The following is a 26,911-nucleotide window of genomic DNA, read 5'->3' as shown; positions in this document are numbered from 1 at the left end:
CCTTCGGGCCGGCCGCTTCGCCCGCCCACTCGATCTTTGGGGGAAATCCGTGGCCGTTGCCGCCCTGTTCGAACCGTTCACCCTGCGCGGTGTCAACGTGCGCAACCGGCTCTGGGCGGCGCCGATGTGCCAATACGCGGTGCGGGAGAAAGACGGCGTCCCGCGCGACTGGCACCTCGTGCACCTGGGCGCTCTGGCCGCCGGCGGCGCCGGCCTGATCCTGGTCGAGGCGACCGCGATCAGCCCGGCGGGACGCATCTCCGACGCGGACACCGGCCTCTGGAACGCGCAACAGACCGCCGCCTGGGCACCGATCGTGGCCTTCCTTCATGCGCAGGGCGCGACGGCCGGCATCCAGCTGTCCCACGCGGGGCGTAAGGCTTCCGTCTGGCCGGCCTGGGGCGAAGACCGGCACGGCACCATGGCGACGGATGACGGCGGCTGGCCGACCGTGTCGGCCTCGGCCCTGCCGTTCCCCGGCTACGCAGCGCCCGTGGCCCTCGACGCCGCGGGCATCCAGGGGATCGTCGACGGGTTCGCGGCCGCCGCACTCCGGGCGGCGGAGGCCGGGTTCGACGTCGTGGAGGTGCACGCGGCCCACGGATACCTGCTGCACCAGTTCCTGTCCCCGCTGAGCAACGTGCGGACGGACAAGTTCGGCGGCTCACTGCCGAATCGGGCCCGCCTCCTGCTCCAGGTCGTGGCCGCCGTGCGCGCCGCCATCGGCGAGGAGCGCGCCCTGCTCGTGCGGTTCTCCGCCACCGATTACGCCCCAGGCGGCTGGACCGAAGCCGAGACCGCCGAGGTCGCCGGCTGGGCCGCGGCCGCCGGCGCCGACTTCTTCGACATCTCCTCCGGCGGCAACGTGACCGGGGTGCGCATCCCGTTGGGTCCCGGTTACCAGGTGCCGCTCGCCGAGCATGTGAAAACGGCGGCGCAAGTGCCGGTCGGCGCCGTCGGGCTGATCACCACCGCCCTGCAGGCCGAGCAGATCGTGGCGTCCGGCCGGGCCGACGCGGTCCTGTTGGGCCGCGAACTCCTGCGCGACCCGCACTTCCCGCTGCGGGCCGCCCACGAGCTCGGCGCCGTCGTGGACTACTGGCCGCCGCAGTACCTGCGCGCCCAGTGGCCCACCCTCTGAACCCGGCTCCGCCGGAGAACGCTTACAGGCGCCGGGTCGCGTCCTGCACTTCACCGACCAGCTCTTCGATGATGTCCTCGAGGAACAGCACCCCGACGGTCTCTCCGGTCGCGGTGAACGAGCGCGCCAGGTGCGCGCCCGAGCGCCGCATCGTCGCCAGGGCATCCTCGAGGTCGGTGTCCTCGAAGATCGACACCAACTGACGGATGCGCTTGCCGGGGATCGGCGCCGAATAGCTGCCCGGCCCGACCGAGGCAGCCGTGTCGCCGTCGAGATCGATGACGTCCTTCAGGTGTACATACCCGGTCGGTTCGCCGGACTCGTTGACCAGCACGTAGCGGGAGAAACCGTGCCGGGTGACGGCCTTCTCGACGTCGGCGGGGGTGGCCGCCTCGGGCAGGCTGACCAGGTCCGCGAGGCTCACGGCGATATCCCGCACCTTGCGGGTGGTGAACTCGAACGTGGCGCTGAGCGCCCCGGTACCGTCCCGCAGCACGCCCTCCCGGGTCGATTGGGAGACGATGGTCGCCACCTCGTCCAGCGTGTAGGTGCTGGTGGCCTCCTCCTTGGGCTGCACTCCGAAAATCCGCAGCACCAGATTGGCGGTGGCGTTGAGCGTCACGATCACGGGCTTGACCAGGCGGCCGAAGAAGACCAGCGGCGGGGCGAGCATGAGCACGGCCCGGTCTGGGATGGAGAACGACAGGTTCTTGGGCACCATCTCACCGAACACGACGTGGAGGTAGGAGACCAGCAGCAGGGTGATCACGAACGCGATCACGCCGATGGCCTCCTCCGGCAGTGAGGTCAGACCCAGCGGAATCTCAAGCAGGTGGTGGATCGCCGGCTCCGAGACGTTCAGGATCAGCAGCGAACAGACCGTGATGCCCAGCTGGGTGGTCGCCAGCATGAGGGTGGCGTGTTCCATCGCCCACAGCGCCGTGATCGCACGCTTCTTGCCGGCCTCGGCGAGAGGCTCGATCTGGGATCGGCGCGCGGAGATGACGGCGAATTCCGCGGCGACGAAGAAGGCGTTGGCCGCGAGCAGCACGACAAGCCAGACCAGCCCGGCCCAGTCATTCATGGTCGCTCACCTCATGCCGCTTGTCGTTCGTCTTCCGGTCACCCTGGGCGTCACTCTTCCTGTCGCTCTTCTTGTTGCTCTTCTTGTCGCTCTTCGTGTCGCTCTTCGTGTCGCTCTTCTTGCCAGGCTTCTTGTCGGGCTTCTTGCCGTTCCCGGTGCTGCGGTCACCCGCGGCAGGCGCGTCGAGCACGGCGGGTTCGGCAGGTTCGGCGGGTTCGGCAGGCTCGATGAAGGGGGTGAAGCGCAGCCGGTCGATCCGTCGGCCGTCGAGGCGTTCGACGGACAGCACGCCGCCGGTCAGCTGCACGGCGTCGCCGAGCTGTGGCAGGCGGCCCAGCTCGCTCATCACGAAGCCGCCCACGGTCTCGTAGGGGCCGTCCTCCGGAATAGAGATGCCCGTGCGTTCGAGCAGCTCGTCCGGGCGGAGCATGCCGGGGAACGTCAGGGAGTCCGTGGACAGCACCACGCCGGCGCGGGTGCGGTCGTGCTCGTCGGCGACCTCACCGACGAGTTCCTCGACCAGGTCCTCGAGGGTGGCCACGCCGGCCGTGCCCCCGTATTCGTCCACGACGACGGCCATCTGGTAACCGCGGCCGCGCAACTCGACCAGCAGGCCATCCAACTTCATGGTCTCGGGCACCCGGATGGCTTCGGATTGCAGGGCCGACACCGGGACATCCGCCCGGCGGTGCCGGGGCACGGCCACCGCCTGCTTCACGTGCACGATCCCGACGATGTCGTCGACGCCTTCGTCGACGACGGGGAAGCGGGAATACCCGGTCTGGCGGGTGAGGTCGATCACGGCCTGCGCGGAGGCGGTGCGCTGGATGCTGGCCACCCGGGGGCGGGGAGTCATCACATCCGAGGCGGCGTGCCCGGAGAAGAGCAGCGTCCGGTGCAACAGCGTGGCGGTGTCCTTCTCCAGCAGGCCGGCACTGGCCGAGCGCCGCACGAGGGAGGACAGCTCCTCGGCGGTGCGAGCCCCGGAGAGTTCTTCCTTCGGCTCGATCCCGATCGACCGCAGCACCGCGTTGGCGCTGCCGTTGAGCACGACGACGGCCGGCTTGAACACGGTCGTGAACAGAGTCTGGAACGGGATGACGAGCTTCGCCGTCTGCACGGGCAGGGCCAGGGCGAAATTCTTCGGCACCAGCTCGCCGATGATCATCGAGGCGAGTGTGGCGACGAGGACCGCGGTCGTGACCGCGACGACCGGCACGATTGCCGGCGAGAGCCCCAGGGCCGTCAGCGGCGGTGACAGCAGCGTGGTCAGGGCCGGCTCCATGGTGTAGCCGGTGAGCAGGGTGGTGAGGGTGATGCCCAGCTGCGCGCTGGACAGGTGCGTCGACGTGATCCTGAGCGCCGCGATGGTCAGACCCAGACGGGTCTCGCCTCGGTCGCGGCGGGCCTCCAGCTCGGACCGGTCCAGGTTGACCAAAGCGAACTCGCTGGCGACGAACAGGCCGGTGCCCACGGTGAGGAGGAGCCCCGCGGCGAGCATGACCCACTCATTCATGGCGGACCTCGACGGGCCGGGCCAGGGCAACGGCAACACGGAGGTTCACGGCCGAGTCGCCGTTCGGATGAGGGGAAGGAATTCCGGGCGAATGCGCAGGAGGAGGGTCGTCCATTATTCCGCCCAGTCTACCGCCCGGTACCGACGCGACGAGCCGGTGCCGTCGCGTCCGACGGTCCGGCTACCAGGAGACGGGCAGCGCCTTGCCCTCCTCGTAGCCGGCCGCCGACTGGATGCCGACCAGCGAGCGGGTGTGGAACTCCGCGACGGAGGTCGCACCGGCGTAGGTGAACGAGCTGCGCACGCCGGAGGTGATCATGTCCAGCAGGTCCTCTACGGACGGCCGCAGAGGGTCCAGGTAGATCTTCGAGCTGGAGATCCCCTCCGCGAAGAGCGTCTTGCGGGCCAGCTCGTAGGCGTCGAGACGGTCGAACCGCTGGCGCACGGCCTTGGTGGAGGCCATCCCCCAACTCTCCTTGTAGATGCCTCCGGCGGCATCCCGGTCCAGCAGGCCGGGTGCCTCGATCGTGCCGGCGAACCAGGAGCCGATCATGACGGATGCCGCGCCGGCGGCGAGCGCGAGGGCCACGTCCCGCGGGTAGCGCACCCCGCCGTCGGCCCAGACGTGCGCCCCGAGTTCCCGGGCGGCGGCCGCGGTCTCGAGCACGGCCGAGAACTGGGGACGGCCGACCGCCGTCATCATGCGCGTGGTGCACATGGCGCCGGGACCGACGCCGACCTTCACGATGGTGGCGCCGGCGCGGACGAGGTCACCGACGGCATCCGCCGTCACGACGTTGCCGGCAACGATCGGAATGCCGAGGTCGAGGTCGGCGACGATCTTGATCGCGCGGGTCATCCCGCCCTGGTGTCCGTGGGCGGTGTCGATCACGAGAACGTCGACCCCCGCGGCGACGAGCGCCTGGGCCTTGGCCGCGATGTCGCCGTTGATGCCGACCGCCGCGGCCACGCGCAGGCGGCCCTGCGCGTCGAGCGCGGGCTGGTAGAGCGTGGAGCGCAGCGCGCTCTTGCGACTGAGGGTGCCGATCACCCGGCCGTGGTGCTGCACGGTTGCGAAGTCGAGCTCGGCTTCGGTCATCACGTCGAACGCGCGGCGCGGGCCCTCGATGTCGTCCGCGTCGAGGGAGGTCATCGCGCCGTGCAGCAGGTCTCCGAGAAGCGCGTCCGGCAGCGCGGTCGCCAGCCGGGACGCGTCGATGGCACCCAGGTAGTCACCGTTCGGGTCGGTGATGACCAGTCCCTGGCCGGCCACCGGCGGCACCTGCCGCAGCGCGAGCGCCACGGTGTCCCCGGGGGCGAAGTTGAAGGGGGTGTCGAAGCGGGTGGACTGCCCCTTGACCCAGCGGATCGCGGCGTCGAGGTCCTGCAGGTGCATGTCCTGCGGGAGCACGCCGAGCCCGCCGCGCCGGGCGAGCGCGGCCGCCAGGCGCGGGCCGGTGACCGAGTTCATATTCGCCGAGACGATGGGGATGGTGGCACCGCTGCCGTCACCCGGGGCGAGCGAGACATCGAGCCGGCTGCTCACCTCGGATTGGCTCGGGACGAGGAAAACGTCGGAATACGTGAGGTCGTGGCTGGGCACCGCTCCATAGAACTGCATGGAAATAACGCTAGCGCCCCGCGCGGATGCCCGCAGCCATGCCCGATGGGATTAGGCTGGTTAGGCAGACCGCATCGGGCATCAACGCCGCCCGGGACATTCAAAATCAACGTAGAGAGTGGGAACCGGCTGTGTCAAGCCAGTTGACCGGTAGTGGATCCGACGAAACGACGTCGGGTGAATTCGGAGCGAACGAGTGGCTTGTCGACGAACTGTACGAACGGTACCTCGTCGACAAGAAGCTGGTGGACGAGTCCTGGTGGCCGGTCCTCGAGAGCTACCACCAGACCGCGAACGGCCGTGAATCCGGTTCAGAGTCCCCCTCCGACAGCGCACCGGCAGTCGATACCCCCGCAGCGACCACGCCTGCAGTGACCACGCCTGCAGTGACCACGCCTGCAGTGACCACGCCTGCAGCGAGCGCTCCCCCGGCCGCGGCGGAGCCGGCCCCGGTCACCGCCCCCGTCGCCGGCGGGCAGCGCACCGCGCGCACGACCTCCAGCGCCCCCAAGCCGATGCCGGTGCCGGCCGATATGCCGATCACGGCCCCACAGCAGGCCGCCGAGCCCACCGACGTCGACGTCGTCACCCCGCTCCGCGGCATGTCGAAGAGCCTCGCGGCGAACATGGCGACCAGCCTGACCGTGCCCACGGCCACCAGCGTGCGCACCATCCCGGCGAAGCTCCTTATCGACAACCGCATCGTGATGAACAACCACATGAAGCGCTCGCGCGGCGGCAAGGTGTCGTTCACGCACCTGATCGGCTGGGCGCTGATCCAGGCGCTGAAGATGTTCCCCAGCCAGAACGTCTACTACAACGAGATTGACGGCAAACCCTCGGTCATCGCCCCCGCACACGTCGGCCTCGGCATCGCGATCGACCTGCCCAAGCCCGACGGCACCCGCTCGTTGATGGTCCCGGCCATCAAGCGCGCCGATACGATGACCTTCGGCGAGTACCTCTCCTCCTACGAAGACCTCGTCACCCGGGCCCGCAAGGGCAAGCTGACAGCGGATGACTTCTCCGGCGCCACGGTCTCCCTCACCAACCCCGGCGGCATCGGCACGGTGCACTCCGTTCCGCGCCTGATGAAGGGCCAGGGCTGCATCATCGGCGCCGGCGCGCTCGACTACCCGGCCGAGTTCCAGGGTTCCAGCGTCAAGACCCTGACCGGCCTCGCCATCTCCAAGACCATCACGCTGACCAGCACCTACGACCACCGGGTCATCCAGGGTGCCGGCTCGGGCGAGTTCCTCAAGATCGTGCACGAGCTCCTGATCGGGCAGCACAACTTCTACGAAGACATCTTCTCGGCCCTGCGCATTCCGTACGACCCGATCCACTGGGCGCCGGACATCAGCGTCGACCTGGCCAGCGCCGTCGACAAGACCGCCCGCGTGCAGGAACTGATCAACGCGTTCCGCGTGCGCGGCCACCTGATGGCCGACATCGACCCGCTGGAATACACCCAGCGATCACATCCCGACCTGGACATCTCGAACCACGGCCTGACCTTCTGGGACCTGGACCGCGAGTTCGTCACCGGCGGCTTCGGCAGCAAACGCCTGATGCTCCTGCGCGACATCCTCGGCGTGCTCCGCGACTCCTACTGCCGCACGACCGGCATCGAGTACATGCACATCCAGGACCCTGCCCAGCGCAAGTGGATGCAGGAGAAGATGGAGAAGAGCTACGTCAAGCCGACGCATGACGAGCAGATGCGCATCCTCGGAAAGCTCAACGAGGCCGAAGCCTTCGAAACCTTCCTGCAGACCAAGTACGTCGGCCAGAAGCGGTTCAGCCTCGAGGGCGGTGAATCCACCATCGCCCTGCTCGACTCCATCCTGCAGGGTGCCGCGGATGCCGGCCTCGACGAGGTGTGCATCGGCATGGCCCACCGCGGTCGCCTGAACGTGCTGACGAATATCGCCGGAAAGACCTACGGTCAGATCTTCCGCGAGTTCGAGGGCACGCAGGATCCCCGCACCGTGCAGGGTTCCGGCGACGTCAAGTACCACCTCGGCACCGAGGGCACGTTCCGCGCCACCGACGGCACGGAGATGCCGGTGTACCTGGCTGCGAACCCGTCCCACCTGGAGGCCGTCGACGGCGTCCTCGAGGGCATCGTGCGCGCCAAGCAGGACCGCAAGCCGATCGGCACCTTCTCCACCCTTCCGGTCCTCGTGCACGGCGACGCCGCCATGGCCGGCCAGGGCATCGTCCTGGAGACGCTCCAGATGTCCCAGCTGCGCGGATTCCGCACGGGCGGCACCATCCACCTGGTCGTCAACAACCAGGTCGGATTCACCACGCTGCCCGGCGACGGCCGCACCTCGGTCTACTCGACGGATGTCGCCAAAACCATCCAGGCGCCCATCTTCCACGTCAACGGGGACGACCCCGAAGCCGTGGTGCGGGTCGCGGAGCTCGCCTTCGCCTACCGCCAGGAGTTCAAGCGCGACGTCGTCATCGACCTCGTCTGCTACCGCCGACGCGGACACAACGAGGGCGACGACCCCTCGATGACTCAGCCGCTGATGTACAACCTGATCGAGGCCAAGCGCTCCGTTCGGAAGCTGTACACCGAGGCCCTCGTCGGTCGCGGCGACATCACGCAGGAGGAGTACGAGGCCTCCCACGCCGACTTCCAGGACCGCCTCGAGCGCGCGTTCATGGAGACGCACGCGGCGCAGTCCTCATCGATCCCGATCGTCGGCGCGGCCGGTGCCGCGCCCCAGGGTATCGGCGCGGACAAGCACGGCACCGACAAGAACGACGACGCGATCGGGGAACCGGCGACTACCGGGGTACCCGAGGCGGTCGTGCACCTGATCGGCGACGCCTTCCTGAACAAGCCAGCCGGCTTCACCGTGCACAACAAGCTGCAGCAGCTGATGCAGAAGCGCAACGACATGAGCCGCAACGGCAAGATCGACTGGAGCTTCGGCGAACTCCTCGCCCTCGGCTCCCTGCTGATCGAGCGCACCCCGGTTCGCTTCGCCGGCCAGGATGCCCGCCGTGGCACGTTCGTGCAGCGTCACGCCGTGCTGCACGACCGGGTCAACGGCCAGGAATGGCTGCCGCTCGCCAACCTCAGCGAAGACCAGGCCCGGTTCTGGATCTACGATTCGCTGCTCAGCGAATACGCGGCCATGGGCTTCGAGTACGGCTACTCGGTGGAACGTGCCGACGCCCTGGTGCTCTGGGAGGCCCAGTTCGGCGATTTCGCCAACGGCGCCCAGACTGTCATCGACGAGTTCGTCTCCTCCGCCGAGCAGAAGTGGGGCCAGCGGTCATCCGTCGTGCTGCTGCTGCCGCACGGCTACGAGGGCCAGGGGCCGGACCACTCGTCCGCCCGGATCGAGCGCTATCTGCAGCTCTGCGCCGAGGACAACATGACCGTCGCCCGCCCGTCGACGCCCGCGTCGTACTTCCATCTGCTGCGCCGCCAGGCCTACATGCGTCCGCGGCGTCCGCTGATCGTCTTTACACCGAAGTCGATGCTGCGCCTGCGCGGCGCGACCAGCGAGGTGGCCGACTTCACCGCCGGCAAGTTCGAGCCGGTCATCGATGACGCCCGGATCACCGACAAGGCGCGGGTCAAGCGGGTGCTGTTCCTGGCCGGCAAGCTCTACTATGACCTGCTCGCCGAACTCGACAAGAACCCGAACCCGGAGATCGCGCTCGTTCGCATGGAGCAGTTCTACCCGCTGCCCGCCGTCGAACTCAAGCAGGTCGCCGACCAGTACCCCGACGCCGAACTCGCCTGGGTGCAGGACGAGCCGGAGAACCAGGGTGCCTGGCCGTTCTTCTACCTCGAGACGAACAAGCTGGGCCCGCGCCCGGTGACCCTGTACTCCCGGGCGGCGTCCGCGTCGCCGGCGGCGGGATCGGCCAAGCGTCACGCAGTTGAGCAGGCCGAACTGATGCGCCAGGCGCTCACGCTGTAATCCGCATCGAAATCAGAACCGCCCGGCACGGCGGTTCACCGCCTCCCCCTCGGCTATTGGAGCTCACTCCTCTAGGCTGGCCGCATCGCCCACCGACAAGGAGATCCGCCATGCCCGCACCATACGCGAACCGCACCGGCCAGCCCTGCTGGGCCGACCTGATGACCTCCGACCTGCCGCGCGCCCGGGAGTTCTACACCAGGCTGTTCGGCTGGACGGTCAGCGATTCCGGTTCGGAGTACGGCAACTACATTCTCTTCCGCAAGGGTGACGCGGACGTCGCCGGCATGGGCTCCCAGGAGCCGGGTTCCCCACTGCCCGACGCGTGGACCACCTACCTGTCGGTGACGGATGCCGACGCCGCCGTCGCCTCCTCCCGCGCGGCCGGCGCAACCGTGCTGGCCGAACCGATGACGGTGGGGACCATGGGCCGCATGGCCATCCTGATGGACCCGACCGGTGCGCCCTTCGGGGTGTGGCAGGCCGACGAGTTCACCGGCTTCGACGTCTTCGGCGAGGCCGGCTCACCGGTCTGGCACGAGTTGAACACTCGCGGCTATTCCGCCGCCCTCGATTTCTACACCCAGGTGTTCGGCTGGGAGCCGGCGGTCCTCAGCGATACGGATGACTTCCGCTACAGCACGATCGGAGCCGGACACGACATGGTGGCGGGCGTCTTCGACGCCGCGGAACACCTGCCCGACAGCGTGCCCTCGCACTGGCAGCTCTACCTCGGCGTGCCCGACGTGCACGCGGCCGCCGCCACCGTGACCGAACTCGGCGGCACGGTCATCCGTGAACCCTGGACGGCGGAGTTCGGCACCTTCGCGCTGGTCACCGACCCGACCGGGGCCCTCTTCGTGCTCGGCTCGGTCGACGAGCCGCACGCCGAGGAGAAGGCCATCGAGGAGGAGACGGAGGAGGACGCCGACCTGCCGATCGGCTAGTGGCCGGACTGGATGGTGCGCAACTTCAGCAAGACCTGGTCGCGCAGGTCCTCCGGGGCCATTTCACGGCACGCGCGCTGCACGGCCTCGGTCAGGGTGCGCCCGACCAGGTGCTCGTCACTGCAGTCGCTGCAATTGGCGAGGTGCTCCTGAATGTCAGACGCGTCTTCACTGCACAATTCGTTGTGCAGGTATTCCTCGAGTTCGGCCTTGGCCTTCTCGCAGCCATAATCGGTCATTCTGGGGTGCTCCCGGTTCGAGTCTGGCCCGCCGCCTCTGTTCCCAGGCCGCGCTCCAGGGCGTAGCCGGCCAACAGGTCGCGCAGGAGACGCCGGCCACGATGCAGGCGGCTCATCACGGTGCCAATGGGTGTTTTCATGATTTCGGCGATCTCCTGGTAGGAGAAACCCTCCACATCGGCAAAGTAGACGGCCAGCCGGAAGTCTTCCGGGATGGACTGCAACGCGTTCTTGACGGCGCTATCCGGCAGGTGGTCGATGGCCTCAGCCTCGGCTGACCGGTTCGTCATCGCCGTGCGGGATTCCGCGCCGCCGAGCTGCCAGTCCTCGAGATCGTCGATGGTGCCCTGGAACGGCTCGCGCTGCTTCTTACGGTACGTGTTGATGAAGGTGTTGGTCAGGATGCGGTACAGCCAGGCCTTGAGGTTGGTGCCCTGCTCGAACTGTTTGAACGCGGCGAACGCTTTCACGAACGTTTCCTGAACCAAGTCCTGGGCGTCGGAGGGGTTGCGCGTCATGCGCATGGCCGCGGCGTACAGCTGGTCGATAAAGGGCAGTGCCTGTTCTTCGAACAGGTCTCGCATTGCGATCGCATCGGTTGTCATCACGGACAATCCTAAGCCGTCGCGTGGAACGACCTCAGGTCGCTCCAGCACCATGGACAGCGTCATCCGGACCTCCCTCTCTCTTTCATCACCGACTATCCTGATAACCGATGTTGATCTCGAGATATTCCAAGCCTGAGTTCGATCCCTACGGCGATACGTCGCCCGAGGTGACGGATGCCCGCTGGCCCGCTCCGACGGCCGCCGGCCACCTCGACGCGTCCCTGTCCCTGCCGGGGTCCAAGTCGCTGACCAACCGCGAGCTGGTCCTCAGCGCCCTCGCCGAGCATCCGTCGTTGCTGCGCGCCCCGCTGCACTCCCGTGACAGCGACCTGATGGTGGCCGCGCTGCGACAAATGGGCACCGTCATCGAAGAGGTTCCCGGCGACGGGGAGTTCGGCCCCGACCTGCGAATCACCCCCGGAGAACTGCTCGGGTCGACGACCGTCGACTGCGGGCTCGCCGGCACCGTGATGCGCTTCCTGCCGCCGGTCGCGGCGCTCGGCCTCGGTCCGACCACCTTCGACGGGGATGCCGGCGCCCGCCGCCGCCCGATGGGCACCACCATCTCGTCCCTGCGCGCCCTCGGCGCCGACATCAACGACGACGGCCGCGGCGCACTGCCGTTCACCGTGCACGGCACCAGCACTCTGGCCGGCGGCGAGATCACCATCGACGCGTCCACATCGAGCCAGTTCGTCTCCGGCCTGCTGCTCGCCGCGCCCCGTTTCGAGCAGGGCCTGCACCTGCGCCACTCCGGCGAACGCCTGCCGAGCCTGCCGCACATCGAGATGACCATCGCCACGCTGGCCCGGCGCGGCGTCACGGTTCAGAGCCCCGCCGTCGGCGAGTGGATTGTGGCTTCCGGCCCGATCCAGGGCGCCGAGGTCGACATCGAACCTGACCTCTCGAACGCGGCGCCGTTCCTCGCCGCGGCGCTCGTCGCCGGCGGCAGCGTCACCATCACCGGCTGGCCCGCGGCCACCACCCAGGTCGGCGCCGACCTGGCCGAGCTGCTGCCGTGCTTCGGCGCGGTCGTCACCCGTGACGGCGACCGGCTCACGGTCACCGGAACCGGACGCATCCGGGGCGTGGAACTCGACCTGTCGACCGGCGGGGAGCTGGCGCCCACCCTCGTGGCCCTGGCCGCTCTGGCCGAGTCCCCGAGCACGATCACCGGGATCGGGCACATCCGCCACCACGAGACCGACCGGCTGGCCGCCCTCGCCGCGGAGATCAACGGTCTCGGCGGAGCCGTCACCGAACTGCCTGACGGGTTGAGGATCGACCCGCGCCCGCTGCACGGCGGGCCGTGGAACACCTACGACGACCACCGCATGGCAACCGCGGGCGCACTGATCGGCCTTCTCGTTCCCGACGTGCTGATCGAGAACATCGGCACCACCGCGAAAACCCTCCCCCAGTTCACCGACCTCTGGCAGACGCTGCTCTCCGGAGCGCAGTCGTGACGTGGTGGGCGAGCGCCGATGACGATGAGCCCGAGTTCGACGAGTCGAGCGTGCGGGTGCGCCCCAACCGCAAGGGCAGCAAACCGCGCACCAAGACCCGCCCCGACCACGAGAACGCGCTGACCGGGCGCATCCTCTCGGTCGACCGAGGACGCTACACCGTCATGCTCGACGAGAACCTACCCGCCGAGCGCCGGGTGACCGCCGCCCGGGCGAGCGAACTGCGCAAACAGGCCGTTGTCACCGGCGACCGCGTGGACATCGTCGGCGACACCACGGGAGCGCCGGGCAGCCTGTCCCGGATCGTGCGGATCGTGCCGCGCACGACGCTGCTCCGCCGCAGCGCGGATGACACCGACGCCGTGGAGCGCGTGATCGTCGCCAACGCCGACCAGATGCTGATCGTCGTCGCCGCGGCCAACCCGGAGCCGCGCATCCGTCTCGTCGACCGGTACCTCGTCGCCGCCTACGACGCAGGGGTGAGACCGATCCTCTGCATCACCAAGACCGACCTGGCCGATCCCAGCGCGTTCCTCAAGAACTTCGCCGGCCTCGATTTCCCCGTCTTCGAGAGCCGCGACGATGCCATGCCTCTGGCGGAGATCTCCGCCGCCCTGGTCGGCCACGACACGGTCTTCGTCGGGCACTCCGGTGTCGGCAAGTCCACGCTCGTCAACGCCCTCGTGCCCGACGCCCACCGCGCCGTCGGAGTCGTCAACACGGTGACCGGGCGCGGACGGCACACCTCCTCGTCGACCATCTCGCTGCGACTGCAAACGGATGCCGGCCGCGGCTGGGTAATCGACACCCCCGGCGTGCGCTCCTTCGGTCTCGGCCACATCAACACGGACAACATCCTCAAGGCCTTCACCGACCTGGCCCTGATCGCCCTGAAGTGCCCGCGCGGCTGCACCCACCTGCCCAACTCGCCCGACTGCGCAATCAATGAGGCCGTCGCCGCCGGCACGCTCGGCGAGACCGGCAAGGTGCGCCTGGACTCGCTGCAGCGCCTGCTCGCCACCTTCGCCGCCGCCCCCGCCCACTAGCCCCGGTCACCCACCACCCCCAGCCTCCCACTACCCCAGCAGCCGCCCCCTCGCCCCCGGCCCCGGCCTGGCCCCCGGCCCTCGCCCCCGGCCCCGGCCTGGCCCCTGGCCGCTGGCCTGGCCGCTGGCCCCTGGCCGCTGGCCTGAACAAATTCGACGGAGATTTTGCTCCGAAAGGTGCGTTCGGGCTCACAAACAGGTGTGTGAGCCAAAATCTCCGTCGAATTCGTTAGGGGACGGACGCACGGACGGCGGCGGGAGAGGGCGGCAGAAGGCGGCGGCGGGCGAGCGCAGCACGGACCACTAGCGTGGGGGCATGACCGAATCCACGCGGCTCGCGGCCGGCGACCAGTCCCCCCAGTTCACCCTGCCCGACCAGGACGGGAACACCGTGTCGCTCGCCGATTTCGCCGGCTCGAAGGTTGTCGTGTACTTCTACCCGGCGGCCATGACGCCCGGCTGCACGAAGCAGGCCTGCGACTTCCGCGACAACCTCGGCTCGCTGGCGTCTGCTGGTTACCAGGTGCTCGGCGTGTCGAAGGATCTCCCGGTCAAGCTGAAGACGTTCCAGGAGACCGAGCAGCTCACGTTCCCGCTGCTCAGCGACGCCGACCTCGCCGTGCACACGGGCTACGGCGCTTGGGGAGAGAAGAACCTCTACGGCAAGACGGTCACGGGCGTGCTGCGGTCCACCTTTGTGATCGACGAGTCCGGCACGGTCGAGCTGGCCCTGTACAACGTGAAAGCCACCGGCCACGTCGCGAGCCTCCGCAAGAGGCTCGGGCTTCCAGCCTGACCGATACGGATGCCGCCACGCGGCCCCCGGGAACGGCACCCCGGACCCGACCGCGGGAGCCCCTACCGCCTGCCACCGGCCGCAGGAGGCCCGTACCGGCCTCCGGAGCGCCGGAACGTGCTTCGGGGCACCCCGCAGCTGCCGCCGCCGGAGCCGCGCTACAGCGGCGAGCCGTCCGCCGAGCGCGCCGTCGTCGTCTCCGCGATCACACGCCGCTGGAACAGCAGCACGAGGACCACGACCGAGGGCAGGAGAAGCGCCCAACCGAGGTCAGGCCGGGCGTAGAGCCCCTGGAAGGAGCCCACGGCGACGGCGATCTGCACCAGTTGCCAGGTGACGGCCGCTCCGCGGATCCAGGACCGGCGCCGCAGCGAGTTGACCGCGATGGCCGTCACCCAGGACGCCGCGATGACCACCAGCACCAGGATGGCGAGGGCCGTGGCCAGTGAGGTCGGCGTCGCGATCAGCAGCTCGAGAATGAGCCAGGCGACCGCGGCCCAGAGGAGGGCAGCCTCCGCGTAGAGGATCGCGGCGAGGAGCAGCAGGGCACGCGGCCGACGCACCCGGCCGGCCTGGATCTCGTCGTCGCCGCTGTGGTCTGACCGTGCATTCACAGAGATATCCCATTCAAGACTATTGATTTGACTCCACCATTATGCGATCATTTTTGAGGCCCGGTTGACGCTCACAGGGACGTGAGTCGATCTGAACGAGTAGATCCACTACCCTTCCTGCAACCGGCAGCCTCTCATCTTCGGCCAATCGGCCAGGCATCCCTGCAATAAAGGAGCACCCCTATGGACTGGCGCGACAAAGCTGCCTGCCTCACCGCCGACCCGGAACTTTTCTTTCCGGTCGGTAACACTGGCCCCGCTGTGGACCAGATCGAGAAGGCCAAGTCGGTCTGCGCCCGCTGCAACGTCACCGAGGTGTGCCTGCAGTACGCCCTCGAAACCGGTCAGGACTCCGGCGTCTGGGGCGGCCTGAGCGAAGACGAGCGTCGTGCGCTCAAACGCCGCGCCGCCCGCGCTCGACGCGCGTCCTAACGCAGCATCACAGCAGCAGCACAGCACAGCACAGCACAGCACGACGGTACCACCGCGAAAGGCCCGGCTGACCAGCCGGGCCTTTCGCGGTGGTGCCCGGCGCTACGCTTCGCGCATGTACCGGAGCGGGATCTCGATGGTCACTTCGGTGCCGCTGCCCATCATGGTGTGCCAGTCGATGCTGCCACTGAGTTCGCCCTGGATCAGGGTCCGCACGATCTGGGTTCCGAGGCCCGACCCGACCTTGCCCTCCGGCAGGCCCGTGCCGTTGTCCCGCACCCGCACGGTGAGGGTCTCCTCATTGCGCTCGGCCTCGATCGACACCTCCCCCTCGCGTCCGGCCAGCCCGTGCTCGACGGCGTTCGTCACGAGCTCGGTCAGGGCGAGGGCGAGCGGTGTCGCGTAGGCGCTGGGCAGGATACCGAAACTGCCCGACGACTTCGGATGCGCCGTCGTGTTGTGCGCCGACGCCACCTCCATGATCAGCAGCAGCACCCGGTCGAACACCACGTCGAAGTCGACCTTCTGGCTGAGTCCCTCGGACAGGGTGTCGTGCACGACGGCGATCGCGGCCACCCGGCGCATCGCCTGGTTGAGTGCTTCCCTGGCCGTGTCGGAGTGCGTTCGGCGCGCCTGGATCCGCAGGAGTGAGGCCACGGTCTGCAGGTTGTTCTTGACCCGGTGGTGGATTTCCCGGATGGTGGCGTCCTTCGTGATCAGCTCACGTTCCTGGTGCCGCAGCTCGGTGACGTCCCGGCAGAGCACGATGGCCCCGATCCGTTCGCCCCGATTGCGGATCGGGATGGCGCGCAGCGAGACCGTCACGCCACGGGCCTCCACGTCGGTGCGCCATGGTGCCCGGCCGGTGACCACGAGCGGCAGGGTCTCATCGACGACCGCCGTTCCGGTGAGCAGGCTGGTGGTCACCTCGGCGAGCGACTCGCCCTCGAGCTCGTCGGCGAATCCCATCCGGTTGAAGGCGGAGAGGGCATTCGGGCTGGCGAACGTGGTCACACCGTCGACGTCGAGACGGATGAGCCCGTCCGAGGCGCGCGGGGCGCCGCGCCGGGGGCCGGTGGGGGCGCCCAGATCGGGGAAATCGCCGGATGCGATCATGGCGAAGAGGTCGTTGGCACAGTCGTTGAAGGTCAGCTCCTGCCGGCTCGGCGTGCGCGCCTCGCTCAGGTTGGTGTGCCGGGTGAGCACCGCCACGGGCTTGTCCGAGATCTGCGAGCCCGTGGAGCTGAGCCGCCGCCGCACCGGGATCGCGCGCACCCGGGTCGGGGTCTCCTCATACCAGTCGGGAGCCGTGGTATCGACGATCTTCGCCGTCTCGAAGGCCTCGGTGACCTGCTGGCGCCACTCGACCTTGATACTCTGCCCGACGAAGTCCCGGTAGAACAGGGTGGCGGCGCTCGACGGCCGGGCGTGGGCCACAGCCACGAAGCTGCCAGTACTGCTGGGCACCCAGACCACGATGTCGGCGAAGGCAAGGTCGGCCAGGAGCTGGCCGTCCGCGACGAGCATGTGGAGCCAGTCCACATCCTCCGCACTGCTGCGGCCCTGGGCGAGTACGAGATTACTGAGCGTCGACACAGCAATAGCCTAGGTCCCCCGGACACGTGCCAACGCCGTGATGGTAGCCCACCGCGGATTGGGCCATGCTGAGCAGATGAACACAGCAAGTGGAAAGCCCGATCGCACGCTGATTGTCCTCCTGTCCGTGATCGGAGCACTGGTCGTCATCGCCCTCATCGTCGTCTTCACCGGCGGCGAACCGGAACGGCTCGACGCGGACACCCCGGAGGGCGTCGTGCAGGCGTACTCCGCGGCCGTCATCGACGGCGACGAGCAGGCCGCGGGCGGGTACCTCGCCGAGGGCGCGTTCGAGGGTTGCGAGGACTTCGACCGGGGGCCCACGGACAATATGCGGATCACTCTGGTCTCGACCACCGAGCGAGCTGAGTCCGCCGACGTGAAGGTGGCCATCGTCACCTCCTACGGCAGCGGTCCCTTCGGAGCCGACGAGTATGAGACCCAGGGCGTCTTCGATCTGGTTCTCGTCGACGACACGTGGCTGATCGATGACGCCCCCTACGAACTCAGCATCTGCCCGAACCCGAAGGCCGGCTCCTGATGGTCAGCGTGGTGCTTCTGGTCGCCGTCCTCGTGATCGGCGGCGGCATCGCCGGCACCGTGATCGCGGTGCGTAGATCGTCGCCGCACGGGGAGAGCGCGGCCCAGCCCACAGTGCGCCGGGTGATCGTGTACGTTCTGCTCTTCGCACTGGTCGTGATCGCCGCCATCGGGGTGAGCGGACTACTCGGGCGCCTCCTCGACGCCGGCAACGCGCTCGCCTCCAGCGACGTCACCGGGCTCGCCCGCTCGCTCGCGTTCACCCTCATCGCCGGTCCGTTCGCCGCCGTGCTCTGGTGGGTGCTGTGGCGACGGATGGACGGCGCGGAACGGTCATCCGTCGCCTGGGGTCTCTACCTGGCCGGCCTGTACATGGTCTCCCTCGTCACGTTCAGCAGCACCCTGCTGACCACGGCGGCCGTGCTCGTGCGCGGGGACTGGCAACCGCGTCTCTTCGCCACCGGCGTGGTCTGGGCCGGCGTGTGGGGCTGGCACCTGTGGATGTCCCGGCACCGGGAGAAGAGCCCCACCCGGCTCGTCACCGTGGCCCCGGTCCTCGGTTCCGTCTTCGGCCTCGTGATCGCGGTGGGCGGCGGCGTGACGGCGCTCAGTTCCTTGCTCGATGCCGCCGTCGACGCCGTCGCACCGACCCTCACCCAGGGCGCACCCTGGTGGGAGTTGACCGTCCAGGCACTGATCTGGTTCGCCGGCGGGCTGGTCGTCTGGTGGTGGCACTGGATCCGCAGCCGGGCCCGCGACCTGCGCGGCGGCCTCGCCGATCTGGCACTGGTCGCCGTCGGGGTGACCGGGGCTGCCATCCTGACGTTGAGCGGGGCCGGAACCGTGCTCTTCCTGCTGCTCAGACTCGCCGTCGACCGCACCGACCCGGTCCCCGACATCCTCGGCCTGCTGGGCTTCGGCATTTCCGCCGCCGCGATCGGCGCGCTGATCTGGAGCTACCACCGCGGCCTGGCCCTGGCCCGGTCGGACCAGGCGAGGGTGGCGACGAAGCTCGTGACCTCCGGTGTGGGTCTCGTGGCCGCGGCCTCCGGGCTGGGCGTGGTCGTGAACGCGATCCTCGCCGCCACGACCACGCCGCTCGCCGGGTCGGACACCCGAACCCTCCTGCTGGGCGGTATCAGCGCCCTCGTCGTCGGCGGCCCGGTCTGGTGGATGGCCTGGCAGCCGACGAAGCCGCCCACCGCCGCGGAGGTCCGCTCCACGGGACGCCGGGTCTACCTGATCCTGGTTTTCGGCGTGAGCGCGGTCGTCGCGATCGTCACTCTCCTGGTGATCGGCTATCGGCTCTTCGAATTCGCCCTTGGCGACTTCACCGGGGACAGCCTGGTCGACCGGGTGCGGGCCCCACTGGGGCTGCTGGTCGCCACCGGCCTCGCCGCCGGGTACCACTTCGCCGTGTGGCGACGGGACCGCGCCGTGAGCGCGGAGGCCCCGCAACAGGCCCGCACCGTCGGCCGGGTGATCCTGGTCACGGATGCCGACCCGGAACCCCTCAGCCAGGCGATCGGCGCGGCCACGGGCGGCGCGGCCGTCTCCGTGCTGAAGCGCGCTGACGGCGCCGGCAGCTCGGCAACGGCGGAGCAGCTGGCCCGGGCCCTCACCGGCGTGACCGGAAAACGCGTGCTGGTCGTCACCGGCCCCGGCGACCGGGTCGAGGTGATCCCGCTCCAGGGATGAGCGGCTCGCACGGCCACCCGAGTCGACGGCGGCTCAGGTGGCCACGGCGGGCCGGCGCCATCTCGATTCCCGGCGACGGCGCCCCGTAGCCGGTGCGGGCACCGGCAGCAGTTCCGTGCGCACGAAGCGACGGATGCTGGTGCGCGCCGGGGACTTCGGCGCGGCATCCCGCAGCGTGCGCCCGGCGACGATCGCCGCATCCGTGGACGCCTGGTCCTGCGGCACCAGGATCGGCGACTCGATGCCGCCGAACCGGCGCAGCGCCGACACGACCTGCCCGCTGGGATCCAGCCCGACCGCACTCGCGCGTACCCGGTTCATGACCACGCTGACCTGGTCGGTGGTGACAACATCGGCCAGGTCCACCCAGGCGCGCAGGAACCGGGCCATCCCGACCGGGTCAGCGAGGCCGCAGGCCACGACGTGGTCGGCCAGTCCGAGGCCCGTCAGGGTGGCCGCGTTGCGGCGCGGGGCGAACAGGTCGCTGGAGATCTCCTCATCGCTCTCGAGGCTGAACCCGGTGTCGAGCACGACGTAGTCGGCCCAGTTGCGGAGGGCGTCGACGGTGCGCGTCACCCGCTCGGTGGAGAGCTCGGGCCAACGGGACGGCCGCCCGATGCCGGTGAGCACCCAGAATGCTCCCTGCGGCGAGTTGTAGCGCTGCGCGATGCGCTCGAACTCGGACCGGGTCAGGCTGTCCGAGCCGGCCAACCGGCACGCGGCGGCGAAACCCGGCGCCTCGTCGAGCATGCCCAGGCTCGGCGCCACCGACCCGCTGTAGGTGTCGATGTCCGCCAGGGCGACGGTGTGCCCGGCGGCGGCGATCTCGGCCGCGATGTTGATCGCCAGGGTGGTGCGGCCCGGGGCGCCCGCCGGACCCCAGACGGCGATGACCCTGCCCTGCCGCTTGGCTCCGGGCACGGCCGCGGGATCGCCGACCCGCAGCGGAATGGTGACCCCGGTGCTGATCAGCGCCTCAGTCTCGGACCAGTCGGCGGCGGCGTCCACCACATCGAAGAGCCCGAGCCCGGCCGCATTCCGCCGGTCCTGGTCGGTTGCGGCGAGCGCGATCACCCGGGCGCCGTGGGCGTCGCAGGCGGTGATCAGCTCGGCCGTGAGCGTGCTGCGGCCGGCCCCCACGATCACCACCTCAGGCGCGCTCTGCCGCAGGGCGAGGATCAGCTCGCCTGCGGTCGTCGAGCGCGCCACGATCACATGGCCCTGCTCGATGATGTCGATCAGCAGACGGTCTTCCGTGTTCCGGTCGAGGGCCAGCGCGAGGGTGGCCACGGCTACTTCTCCAGCGGTTCGTTGACGGGCACGACCGCGACCGCGTCGCGGTTCGCGATGGACTCCAGCACCGCCGCGACGGAGCCCTTGGGCACCAGGATCTCCACTGACCGGATGCCGCCGCCCGCCACGAGCCCCGTGGGCTCGACCAGGCGCACGACCGCGGCCCGGTCGACGAGCACCGTCGGCGGCCCGAACGTGCTCTGATCGGTCTTGCGGGCGGACCAGACGTCGACCACGGAGCCGGGGCCGATATTCGCGGCCAGGGCACTCGTCAACTCCACGACGACGCTCGTGACCTCGGTGCCGGTGGCGCGCCCGACCGCGGAGGCCGGTACGAGTTCGCCGGCGGCGATCGTGCGGGTGACGATCAGCCCGCCGTCCGGCAGCCGGTCGGGGGTCACGTAGAGATCTCCCGTACCACCGAGACGCACCTGCGTGGGCACCAGATCGGATGCCTCCACTCGGTCCCCCACAGCGAGCGCCGACCGCGCGGTGAACACAGCCGTTGTCCGGTCGGCGGCGGAGACGATCAGGTAGACGCCCCCGACGGCGACGACCACGAGCACCAGCCCGATCGCGAATCGCGGGTCGAACCAGAATTTACGTCGTGCGTTCCCGGCGGTCTTGCTCACGGTCGCCTGCCTCCCCCGTACTGACTCGATGGTGCTGACCCGACACTGCTGACGCAACGGCCTGACTCGATGGCCTGACTCGATGGCCTGGCTCGATGACGCGGACTCGAAACCCCGGGTGACCCGAGAAAACCGTCACTTGCTCTATCGTGGTGGTCTTCGCCCCCCACGCGGGAAAGTTATCCACAGCCTCACTCCCCCCTGATCCGGGGCCGCCGGCCGACGGATAATCGATCCATGGACGATTCCGAGGCTGCCTCCGCTGTGGGCCGGTTCCTCACCCTGGCCGACACCGCGGAGATCCTGTCGCTGACGGCGGCCGAGGTGCTGGAGCTGGTGCGCACCGGCGAGCTGCCGGCGATCCGGCTCGGCACCCGGGGCACCCCGGCCGGCGGGGCCGCCATGATCGGTTCCGGCGGCGCGGGTGTATGGCGGGTCGAACGCATCGTGCTCGAGTCCTTCATCGAGGCCAAGTACGAGGAGGCCCGGCGCATGTCACTCTGGCAGGAGTCTGACTTCGGGAACATCCCGGAGCTGTCCGGCGGCACGATCATCCGTCCCGACGACTCACCGGCCAGCTGACTGAGTCCACAGCGCGTGGTTGTGTCGCTCCCCTGTCAGGGCAGACCGCCCCGCGTGGACGCCGTCGATCCCAGGCCGGCGCCGTGCCCGTCGTTGAACCAATTCGACGGAGATTTTGGGGCAACCATCCGTTTTCGAGCGAAAGCGCCCTGTTCTGAGCAAAATCTCCGTCGAATTCGTTCGGAACAGAACTGCTGCCGAGCCTCGAATGCCACGGCGGAAGCGCACGTCCCCCTCGTCGCGGTCCACCATTCGTCCGCCCCGCCTCGGCAGCAACCGCCACGCAACCGCCGTGCAGCCGCCAGTCCTCGGACCACCATGCCCGCGGCCACCAGGACCCGCACACCTGGCTGACCGGCGGCTTAGGGCACAGGGGCACAGCAGAGGGTCAGGGCAGCCGAACGAGCTGGATCTCGGCCACCGGCACGATGCGGTACTGGTGCACCTCCGCTTCACGGCGCAGGGTGCCCGGCGCGTGCAGCGCGAGGTCGATGTGGTCCCTGCCCACCCGGTCGATGGTGCCGGGGAGAACACCGGCACGAGTGTGCACCTGCACAGTAGAGCGCCGCCGACAGAGGTCCCGCAGCACGAACGCCAGACCGATACGGTCCACGACCCGGGCTGCGGATTCGGGCTCGGTGCCCAGCGAGCCGGGAATCTCCCCCCGGCTCAGGACGACCCCCGCCACGGCGGCAAGCGGGAGCACGCACTGGGAACCGGCGGAGAGGGAGTCCAGCAGATCACCTGCCAACCAGTCCCGCCCGAACGTGGTCGGCCGCACCGCGATCGTCTCCCCCGTCGCGAGCACGATCCGCAGGACCCCCGTGCCGGAACCCGGCCCGCTGCGAGCCTGGGATCCTCTCCGGGCCTCCGCCGCGACGCCGGGGGCCCGTGCGAGGCTGGTCAATCGGTTGCGCAGGGACAGCCTCCCCAGCCGCAGCCGCTCTTCTTCGGCGCGCAGATCGATCTCCTCGGCGTGCAACTCGTGTTCGAGCTGCCCCTCGAGGTCGTCGAACAGGTTATCCCAGCGCACATTCTCGACGTTATCCCGCAGGGCCGACACCCGGTCCAGGTTATCCACAGGACTTATAAGCACTCGACACGGCCGTTCTCGGCTGGTTGAGTGTCGATGACAGCCCGTACCCCCCACGCGGGGGTGCCCGACGCTCACCGCACGCCCGCTCCGCCGAACGACTGCTCTGCCGAACGCCGGATCCACCCGAACCCTTGAACCACCCGAATGCCGCGGCAGGTGTGCCGCCGGCAGCGGATTCACGCACCTCGGAGGAGTCATGAGCGATCCAGCCGCCACCCCGGCACGCCACCCCCGGTCGCGGGACAACAAATTCGTCGAGGACGACTTCTTCGGCCACCAGCCGAGCACCCGGGACCAGCTGCCCGACCCGGAACCGCTGCTGATCAACCTCACCCGCTGCGTGATCGAGGTGCTCGCCGGTGCCCGCGAGCTCGACCAGCTCGCCCGGTGGGTTAGCGACGACGTCTACCGGCACCTGCTGAAACGCGTCGTGCTCTCCGCGCGGGCACGCGCCGTCAAGGGGCAGAAGGCCCAGCGACCCGCGTTCACGATCGGCCGAGTCACGATTTCCGAGCCGCGAGACGGTGTGATCGAGGCCGTGGTGATGGTTCACAGCAAGGTGCGGGTCCGCGCCGTGGCCCTGCGACTGGAGGGCATGGACCAGCGCTGGCGGGCCAGCGCCATCAACGTGCTGTGACCGCGAACTCCGCTCGCGGAGGCCTCCCCACCACCCGAAGATGAGGGCCCGCGGATTGGCGGCTCGGAGGTGGCGAATGTGGCTGACTCGGGACATCCGACGCCCACTTTCACCGGCCGCCGCGGACCACTGGGCGCACCGCACGGATGTCCGGTCCGATTGCACGGATCTCCCGCGTCGGCCCCCAGCGATCGTGCAGCAGCACCGGTGCGGTCCAGGACCGCCGCTCGCTCCGCCCCACGGCCCGAACGAATTCGACGGAGATTCTGCCGAAATCGACCCTGGAAACCCCGAAATGGCAGTTTCACCCGAGAATCTCCGTCGAATTGGTTCGCCCGCGGACACGGTCCATTTCTGCACCGCTGGCCGCAGTGATGGACAGCGCCCCGCGGCACAGTCAGCGCTGGCCGCTGCGGGAGACCACCGGCCGATGAGGGTTCACCGACCGGTGGCGTGCCCGATGCTTACTTCTTGCCCTGGGCGCGTCGCTCGGAGCGGTTCGCCGGGGCGGGCTTCGACGCGTCGCCGCGCTGGCCGAATGCTCCGCGCTGGGGCGGTCCGGCTGCCGCTTCCGGCTCCGCCTCATCGACGGGAGCCGCGGCGCTCGCCCGGCGGGCACGGTCGGTGGCGGCCTGCTGGATCTGGCCGCGCTGATTGCGCACCTCTACTCCGCCCGAATCGCTCGGGGCCGTGTAGCTGAGCTTCTCCTCGGGGGCTGCGGCCGGGGCGAGGCCCTTGGCGGCGACGACGGGACCGGCGACGGCACCGGGAGCCTGGCTGACCTCGACTTCGAGGTTGAACAGGAAGCCGACGGTTTCCTCGCGGATCTGGCCCATCATCTGCTGGAACATCACGAAGCCCTCCCGCTGGTACTCCACCAGCGGGTCGCGCTGGGCCATCGCGCGCAGGCCGATGCCGTCCTTCAGATAGTCCATCTCGTAAAGGTGCTCGCGCCAGCGGCGGTCGATGACCGACAGGACGACCCGGCGCTCGAGTTCACGCATCGCCGGTGAACCCAGCGACTCCTCCCGGTGCTGGTAGGCGACCTTGGCATCCGACAGGATCTCGCGGCGCATGAAGTCACGGTTGATCTTGCCGCGGTTGCCGGCCTCGGCGATGACCTCGTCGATGGTCAGCCCCACCGGGTACAGCGTCTTGAGCTCGGTCCACAGGGCGTCGAAGTCCCAGTCGTCACCGTTGCCCTCGCCCGTGTGCACCTCGAGGACCTCGTCGACGACGTCTTCCAGGAAGCGCTGCGTGCGCTCGTGCAGGTCGTCGCCCTCGAGGATGTGGCGGCGGTCGCCGTAGATAGCTTCGCGCTGGCGGTTCAGCACGTCGTCGTACTTGAGCACGTTCTTGCGGATCTCGGCGTTGCGGCCCTCGACCTGCGCCTGCGCGCTACGGATGGCCCGGCTGACGACCTTGGATTCGATCGCCATGTCATCGGGAATGCCCTGACGGCCCATCAGGCTCTCGGCGGCGCCGGCGTTGAAGAGGCGCATCAGGTCGTCGGTCAGCGACAGGTAGAACCGGCTTTCGCCCGGGTCTCCCTGGCGTCCGCTACGCCCGCGCAACTGGTTGTCGATTCGGCGCGACTCGTGCCGTTCGGTGCCGAGAACGTAGAGGCCTCCGGCGTCGACGACCTTCGCGGCCTCCACGGCGACCTCGGCCTTGACGGCGTCGAAGACGTCGTCCCAGGCGGTCTCGTAGTCCTCGGGGGTTTCGACCGGGCTCAGGCCCTTCGCGTTCATCTGGGCGACGGCGAGGAACTCGGCGTTGCCGCCGAGCATGACGTCGGTGCCTCGACCAGCCATGTTCGTGGCGACCGTCACCGAGCCCAGTCGTCCGGCCTGCGCGACGATCGCAGCCTCCCGGGCATGGTTCTTGGCATTGAGCACCTCGTGTCGCACACCCTTCTTGGCGAGCAGCCGCGACAGGTATTCGCTCTTCTCGACGCTGGTCGTGCCGACCAGGACGGGCTGGCCCTTCTCGTGCCGGGCGACGATGTCCTCGACGACCTGGCCGAACTTGGCCTCTTCGTTCTTGTAGATCAGGTCGGACTGGTCAATGCGCTTCATCGGCCTGTTCGTGGGGATGGAGACCACGCCGAGCTTGTACGTGCTCATGAACTCGGCTGCCTCGGTCTCCGCGGTACCGGTCATACCGGACAGCTTCGAGTAGAGCCGGAAGTAGTTCTGCAGGGTGACCGTCGCCAGGGTCTGGTTCTCCGCCTTGACCGCGACACCCTCCTTGGCTTCGATCGCCTGGTGGATGCCCTCGTTGTAGCGCCGGCCCATCAGGATGCGCCCGGTGTGCTCATCGACGATCAGCACCTCGCCGTTCATCACGACGTAGTCCTTGTCTTTCTTGAACAGGGCGTTGGCCTTGATCGCATTGTTCAGGAAGGAGATCAACGGGGTGTTCGCGGACTCGTAGAGGTTGTCGATGCCGAGGTAGTCCTCGACCTTTTCGATGCCGGGTTCCAGCACGCCCACGGTGCGCTTCTTCTCGTCGACCTCGAAGTCGACGTCGGGGATCAGCTTGGTCGACAGGCTCGCGAACTCGGTGAACCAGCGGTTGGCCTCGCCGGATGCCGGACCGGAGATGATCAAAGGCGTGCGTGCCTCGTCGATGAGGATCGAGTCGACCTCGTCGACGATGGCGAAGTAGTGGCCGCGCTGCACCATGTCGGAGGCCTGCCAGGCCATGTTGTCGCGCAGGTAGTCGAAACCGAACTCGTTGTTCGTGCCATAGGTGATGTCTGCCAGGTACTGCTCGTGGCGCTGGGCCGGCGTCTGGCCGGACAGGATGCAGCCGGTGGTCATGCCGAGGGCACGGAAGACGCGCCCCATCAGCTCGCTCTGGTAGCTGGCGAGGTAGTCGTTGACGGTGATGATGTGCACGCCCCGGCTGGTGATGGCGTTCAGGTAGGCCGCGGTCGTGGCCACGAGAGTCTTGCCCTCGCCGGTCTTCATCTCGGAGATGTTGCCGAGGTGCAGGGCCGCCCCGCCCATCAACTGCACGTCGAAGTGCCGCAGTCCCAGGGTACGGGTCGAGGCTTCGCGCACGGCGGCGAACGCCTCGGGCAGCAGGTCGTCCAGCGACTCGCCGCCCGAGTAGCGCTCACGCAGCACCACGGTCTCGTTCTTCAGCTCCTCATCGGTGAGGTGGCTGAAGTCATCCTCCAACGCGTTGGTGGCCTTCGCATACTGCTCGAGACGACGCAGCAGGCGCCCTTCACCGACACGAAGTACTTTTTCCAGAATTGAGGCCACGAAATGCACTCCACTAGTCGTCACGGCGTGTGCACACGCCTGTCGTCATTGCCGCACGCTCACCGCGTCCGGCATGCGGCAACTATAACAAGGCCAGGT

The 26,911-nt window shown here is 68.8% G+C and carries 22 protein-coding genes; 11 read left to right on the top strand and 11 right to left on the bottom strand.

Going from position 1 to position 26,911, the window contains the following annotated elements:
• Positions 1–49 precede the first annotated feature (49 nt).
• Positions 50–1,141 (top strand): NADH:flavin oxidoreductase/NADH oxidase, encoded by a 1,092-nt coding sequence (locus E3O67_RS10560; RefSeq protein ID WP_134429030.1) that lies wholly within the window; start codon positions 50–52, stop codon positions 1,139–1,141.
• Positions 1,142–1,163: 22 nt separating this feature from the next.
• Here E3O67_RS10560 and E3O67_RS10555 read toward each other — a convergent pair whose 3' ends face one another.
• The 3 genes from E3O67_RS10555 to E3O67_RS10545 form a co-directional block, all read right to left on the bottom strand.
• Positions 1,164–2,225, bottom strand: coding sequence for a hemolysin family protein (locus E3O67_RS10555; RefSeq protein ID WP_135102670.1), 1,062 nt, complete (start codon positions 2,223–2,225; stop codon positions 1,164–1,166).
• The gene (locus tag E3O67_RS10550; protein ID WP_194092288.1) at positions 2,218–3,741 is read right to left on the bottom strand and encodes a hemolysin family protein; all 1,524 of its coding nucleotides are present in this window, start codon (positions 3,739–3,741) and stop codon (positions 2,218–2,220) included. Before E3O67_RS10550 ends, E3O67_RS10555 begins: the two co-directional genes overlap by 8 nt.
• Positions 3,742–3,922: 181 nt before the next feature.
• Positions 3,923–5,362 carry a GuaB1 family IMP dehydrogenase-related protein gene (locus E3O67_RS10545; RefSeq protein WP_134429024.1) on the bottom strand — a complete coding sequence of 480 codons (1,440 nt, stop codon included), beginning with the start codon at positions 5,360–5,362 and terminating at the stop codon, positions 3,923–3,925.
• Positions 5,363–5,493: 131 nt separating this feature from the next.
• On the opposite strand from E3O67_RS10545, the gene E3O67_RS10540 reads away from it, so the two are divergent.
• Together E3O67_RS10540 and E3O67_RS10535 are read left to right on the top strand one after the other, a co-directional pair.
• Positions 5,494–9,315, top strand: coding sequence for a multifunctional oxoglutarate decarboxylase/oxoglutarate dehydrogenase thiamine pyrophosphate-binding subunit/dihydrolipoyllysine-residue succinyltransferase subunit (locus E3O67_RS10540; protein WP_174776821.1), 3,822 nt, complete (start codon positions 5,494–5,496; stop codon positions 9,313–9,315).
• 110 nt (positions 9,316–9,425) lie between these two features.
• Positions 9,426–10,262, top strand: coding sequence for a VOC family protein (locus E3O67_RS10535; RefSeq protein WP_134429020.1), 837 nt, complete (start codon positions 9,426–9,428; stop codon positions 10,260–10,262).
• On the opposite strand, the gene E3O67_RS10530 is transcribed toward E3O67_RS10535, so the two are convergent.
• Both E3O67_RS10530 and E3O67_RS10525 read right to left on the bottom strand, forming a co-directional pair.
• Positions 10,259–10,501 (bottom strand): zf-HC2 domain-containing protein, encoded by a 243-nt coding sequence (locus E3O67_RS10530; RefSeq protein ID WP_134429018.1) that lies wholly within the window; start codon positions 10,499–10,501, stop codon positions 10,259–10,261. The two genes, E3O67_RS10535 and E3O67_RS10530, sit on opposite strands and share 4 nt — an antisense overlap.
• Positions 10,498–11,106, bottom strand: a complete 609-nt coding sequence (locus E3O67_RS10525; RefSeq protein ID WP_241979205.1) for a sigma-70 family RNA polymerase sigma factor — start codon at positions 11,104–11,106, stop codon at positions 10,498–10,500. The genes E3O67_RS10530 and E3O67_RS10525 overlap by 4 nt, the downstream gene beginning before the upstream one ends.
• A gap of 110 nt (positions 11,107–11,216) precedes the next feature.
• Here E3O67_RS10525 and aroA point away from each other — a divergent pair, with 110 nt between their 5' ends.
• The 3 genes from aroA to bcp all read left to right on the top strand — a co-directional run bounded on the left by aroA (position 11,217) and on the right by bcp (position 14,417).
• Positions 11,217–12,575 carry a 3-phosphoshikimate 1-carboxyvinyltransferase gene (gene aroA / locus E3O67_RS10520; RefSeq protein ID WP_134429014.1) on the top strand — a complete coding sequence of 453 codons (1,359 nt, stop codon included), beginning with the start codon at positions 11,217–11,219 and terminating at the stop codon, positions 12,573–12,575.
• Positions 12,572–13,621 carry a ribosome small subunit-dependent GTPase A gene (gene rsgA, locus E3O67_RS10515; RefSeq protein WP_134429012.1) on the top strand — a complete coding sequence of 350 codons (1,050 nt, stop codon included), beginning with the start codon at positions 12,572–12,574 and terminating at the stop codon, positions 13,619–13,621. The genes aroA and rsgA overlap by 4 nt, the downstream gene beginning before the upstream one ends.
• 316 nt (positions 13,622–13,937) lie before the next feature.
• A complete protein-coding gene (gene bcp / locus E3O67_RS10510; RefSeq protein WP_135102667.1) occupies positions 13,938–14,417 on the top strand; it encodes a thioredoxin-dependent thiol peroxidase in 480 nt (159 codons plus the stop codon).
• Between the two features lie 158 nt (positions 14,418–14,575).
• Here bcp and E3O67_RS10505 read toward each other — a convergent pair whose 3' ends face one another.
• Positions 14,576–15,031, bottom strand: a complete 456-nt coding sequence (locus tag E3O67_RS10505) for a hypothetical protein (protein WP_241982119.1) — start codon at positions 15,029–15,031, stop codon at positions 14,576–14,578.
• A 183-nt stretch (positions 15,032–15,214) separates the two neighbouring features.
• Here E3O67_RS10505 and E3O67_RS10500 point away from each other — a divergent pair, with 183 nt between their 5' ends.
• Positions 15,215–15,463: a WhiB family transcriptional regulator gene (locus E3O67_RS10500; protein WP_035837005.1), complete on the top strand. Its 249-nt coding sequence runs from the start codon at positions 15,215–15,217 to the stop codon at positions 15,461–15,463.
• A gap of 102 nt (positions 15,464–15,565) precedes the next feature.
• Here the strand turns inward: E3O67_RS10500 and E3O67_RS10495 are convergent, their stop codons facing one another.
• Positions 15,566–17,059 (bottom strand): sensor histidine kinase, encoded by a 1,494-nt coding sequence (locus E3O67_RS10495; protein ID WP_134395999.1) that lies wholly within the window; start codon positions 17,057–17,059, stop codon positions 15,566–15,568.
• Positions 17,060–17,135: 76 nt separating this feature from the next.
• Between E3O67_RS10495 and E3O67_RS16965 the strand changes: the two genes are divergently transcribed.
• The gene (locus E3O67_RS16965) at positions 17,136–17,600 is read left to right on the top strand and encodes a hypothetical protein (RefSeq protein WP_167726585.1); all 465 of its coding nucleotides are present in this window, start codon (positions 17,136–17,138) and stop codon (positions 17,598–17,600) included.
• Positions 17,600–19,297, top strand: a complete 1,698-nt coding sequence (locus tag E3O67_RS10485; RefSeq protein ID WP_241979201.1) for a DUF5671 domain-containing protein — start codon at positions 17,600–17,602, stop codon at positions 19,295–19,297. Before E3O67_RS16965 ends, E3O67_RS10485 begins: the two co-directional genes overlap by 1 nt.
• A gap of 33 nt (positions 19,298–19,330) precedes the next feature.
• On the opposite strand, the gene E3O67_RS10480 is transcribed toward E3O67_RS10485, so the two are convergent.
• Together E3O67_RS10480 and E3O67_RS10475 are read right to left on the bottom strand one after the other, a co-directional pair.
• Complete coding sequence (locus E3O67_RS10480; RefSeq protein ID WP_174776820.1) at positions 19,331–20,587, bottom strand: regulator; 1,257 nt, start codon at positions 20,585–20,587, stop codon at positions 19,331–19,333.
• A 2-nt stretch (positions 20,588–20,589) separates the two neighbouring features.
• Complete coding sequence (locus E3O67_RS10475) at positions 20,590–21,222, bottom strand: hypothetical protein (RefSeq protein ID WP_135102666.1); 633 nt, start codon at positions 21,220–21,222, stop codon at positions 20,590–20,592.
• Between the two features lie 237 nt (positions 21,223–21,459).
• On the opposite strand from E3O67_RS10475, the gene E3O67_RS10470 reads away from it, so the two are divergent.
• Entirely contained in the window at positions 21,460–21,804 is a 345-nt protein-coding gene (locus tag E3O67_RS10470) for a helix-turn-helix domain-containing protein (RefSeq protein WP_135102665.1), read from the top strand.
• Positions 21,805–22,192: 388 nt separating this feature from the next.
• Here the strand turns inward: E3O67_RS10470 and E3O67_RS10465 are convergent, their stop codons facing one another.
• Positions 22,193–22,885 carry a hypothetical protein gene (locus E3O67_RS10465; protein ID WP_241979200.1) on the bottom strand — a complete coding sequence of 231 codons (693 nt, stop codon included), beginning with the start codon at positions 22,883–22,885 and terminating at the stop codon, positions 22,193–22,195.
• Between the two features lie 211 nt (positions 22,886–23,096).
• Here E3O67_RS10465 and E3O67_RS10460 point away from each other — a divergent pair, with 211 nt between their 5' ends.
• A complete protein-coding gene (locus E3O67_RS10460) occupies positions 23,097–23,537 on the top strand; it encodes an Rv3235 family protein (RefSeq protein WP_241979199.1) in 441 nt (146 codons plus the stop codon).
• A gap of 464 nt (positions 23,538–24,001) precedes the next feature.
• Here the strand turns inward: E3O67_RS10460 and secA are convergent, their stop codons facing one another.
• Positions 24,002–26,812: a preprotein translocase subunit SecA gene (gene secA / locus E3O67_RS10455; protein WP_134429002.1), complete on the bottom strand. Its 2,811-nt coding sequence runs from the start codon at positions 26,810–26,812 to the stop codon at positions 24,002–24,004.
• Positions 26,813–26,911 lie beyond the last annotated feature (99 nt).

It is taken from the genome of Cryobacterium sp. TMT3-29-2, assembly GCF_004564305.1.
GTDB classification, from domain to species: Bacteria; Actinomycetota; Actinomycetes; order Actinomycetales; family Microbacteriaceae; genus Cryobacterium; species Cryobacterium sinapicolor.
Note: the sequence above shows the minus strand (reverse complement) of the source record. Positions and strands in the feature narration are given on the sequence as shown.

Bases quoted from the DNA above. Each gene is read 5' to 3' on its own strand.
- E3O67_RS10555 (WP_135102670.1), bottom strand. From the start codon at position 2,225: ATGAATGACTGGGCCGGGCTGGTCTGGCTTGTCGTGCTGCTCGCGGCC.
- E3O67_RS10550 (WP_194092288.1), bottom strand. From the start codon at position 3,741: ATGAATGAGTGGGTCATGCTCGCCGCGGGGCTCCTCCTCACCGTGGGC.
- E3O67_RS10545 (WP_134429024.1), bottom strand. From the start codon at position 5,362: ATGCAGTTCTATGGAGCGGTGCCCAGCCACGACCTCACGTATTCCGAC.
- E3O67_RS10535 (WP_134429020.1), top strand. From the start codon at position 9,426: ATGCCCGCACCATACGCGAACCGCACCGGCCAGCCCTGCTGGGCCGAC.
- E3O67_RS10530 (WP_134429018.1), bottom strand. From the start codon at position 10,501: ATGACCGATTATGGCTGCGAGAAGGCCAAGGCCGAACTCGAGGAATAC.
- E3O67_RS10525 (WP_241979205.1), bottom strand. From the start codon at position 11,106: ATGACAACCGATGCGATCGCAATGCGAGACCTGTTCGAAGAACAGGCA.
- aroA (WP_134429014.1), top strand. From the start codon at position 11,217: ATGTTGATCTCGAGATATTCCAAGCCTGAGTTCGATCCCTACGGCGAT.
- bcp (WP_135102667.1), top strand. From the start codon at position 13,938: ATGACCGAATCCACGCGGCTCGCGGCCGGCGACCAGTCCCCCCAGTTC.
- E3O67_RS10500 (WP_035837005.1), top strand. From the start codon at position 15,215: ATGGACTGGCGCGACAAAGCTGCCTGCCTCACCGCCGACCCGGAACTT.
- E3O67_RS16965 (WP_167726585.1), top strand. From the start codon at position 17,136: ATGAACACAGCAAGTGGAAAGCCCGATCGCACGCTGATTGTCCTCCTG.
- E3O67_RS10485 (WP_241979201.1), top strand. From the start codon at position 17,600: ATGGTCAGCGTGGTGCTTCTGGTCGCCGTCCTCGTGATCGGCGGCGGC.
- E3O67_RS10470 (WP_135102665.1), top strand. From the start codon at position 21,460: ATGGACGATTCCGAGGCTGCCTCCGCTGTGGGCCGGTTCCTCACCCTG.
- E3O67_RS10460 (WP_241979199.1), top strand. From the start codon at position 23,097: ATGAGCGATCCAGCCGCCACCCCGGCACGCCACCCCCGGTCGCGGGAC.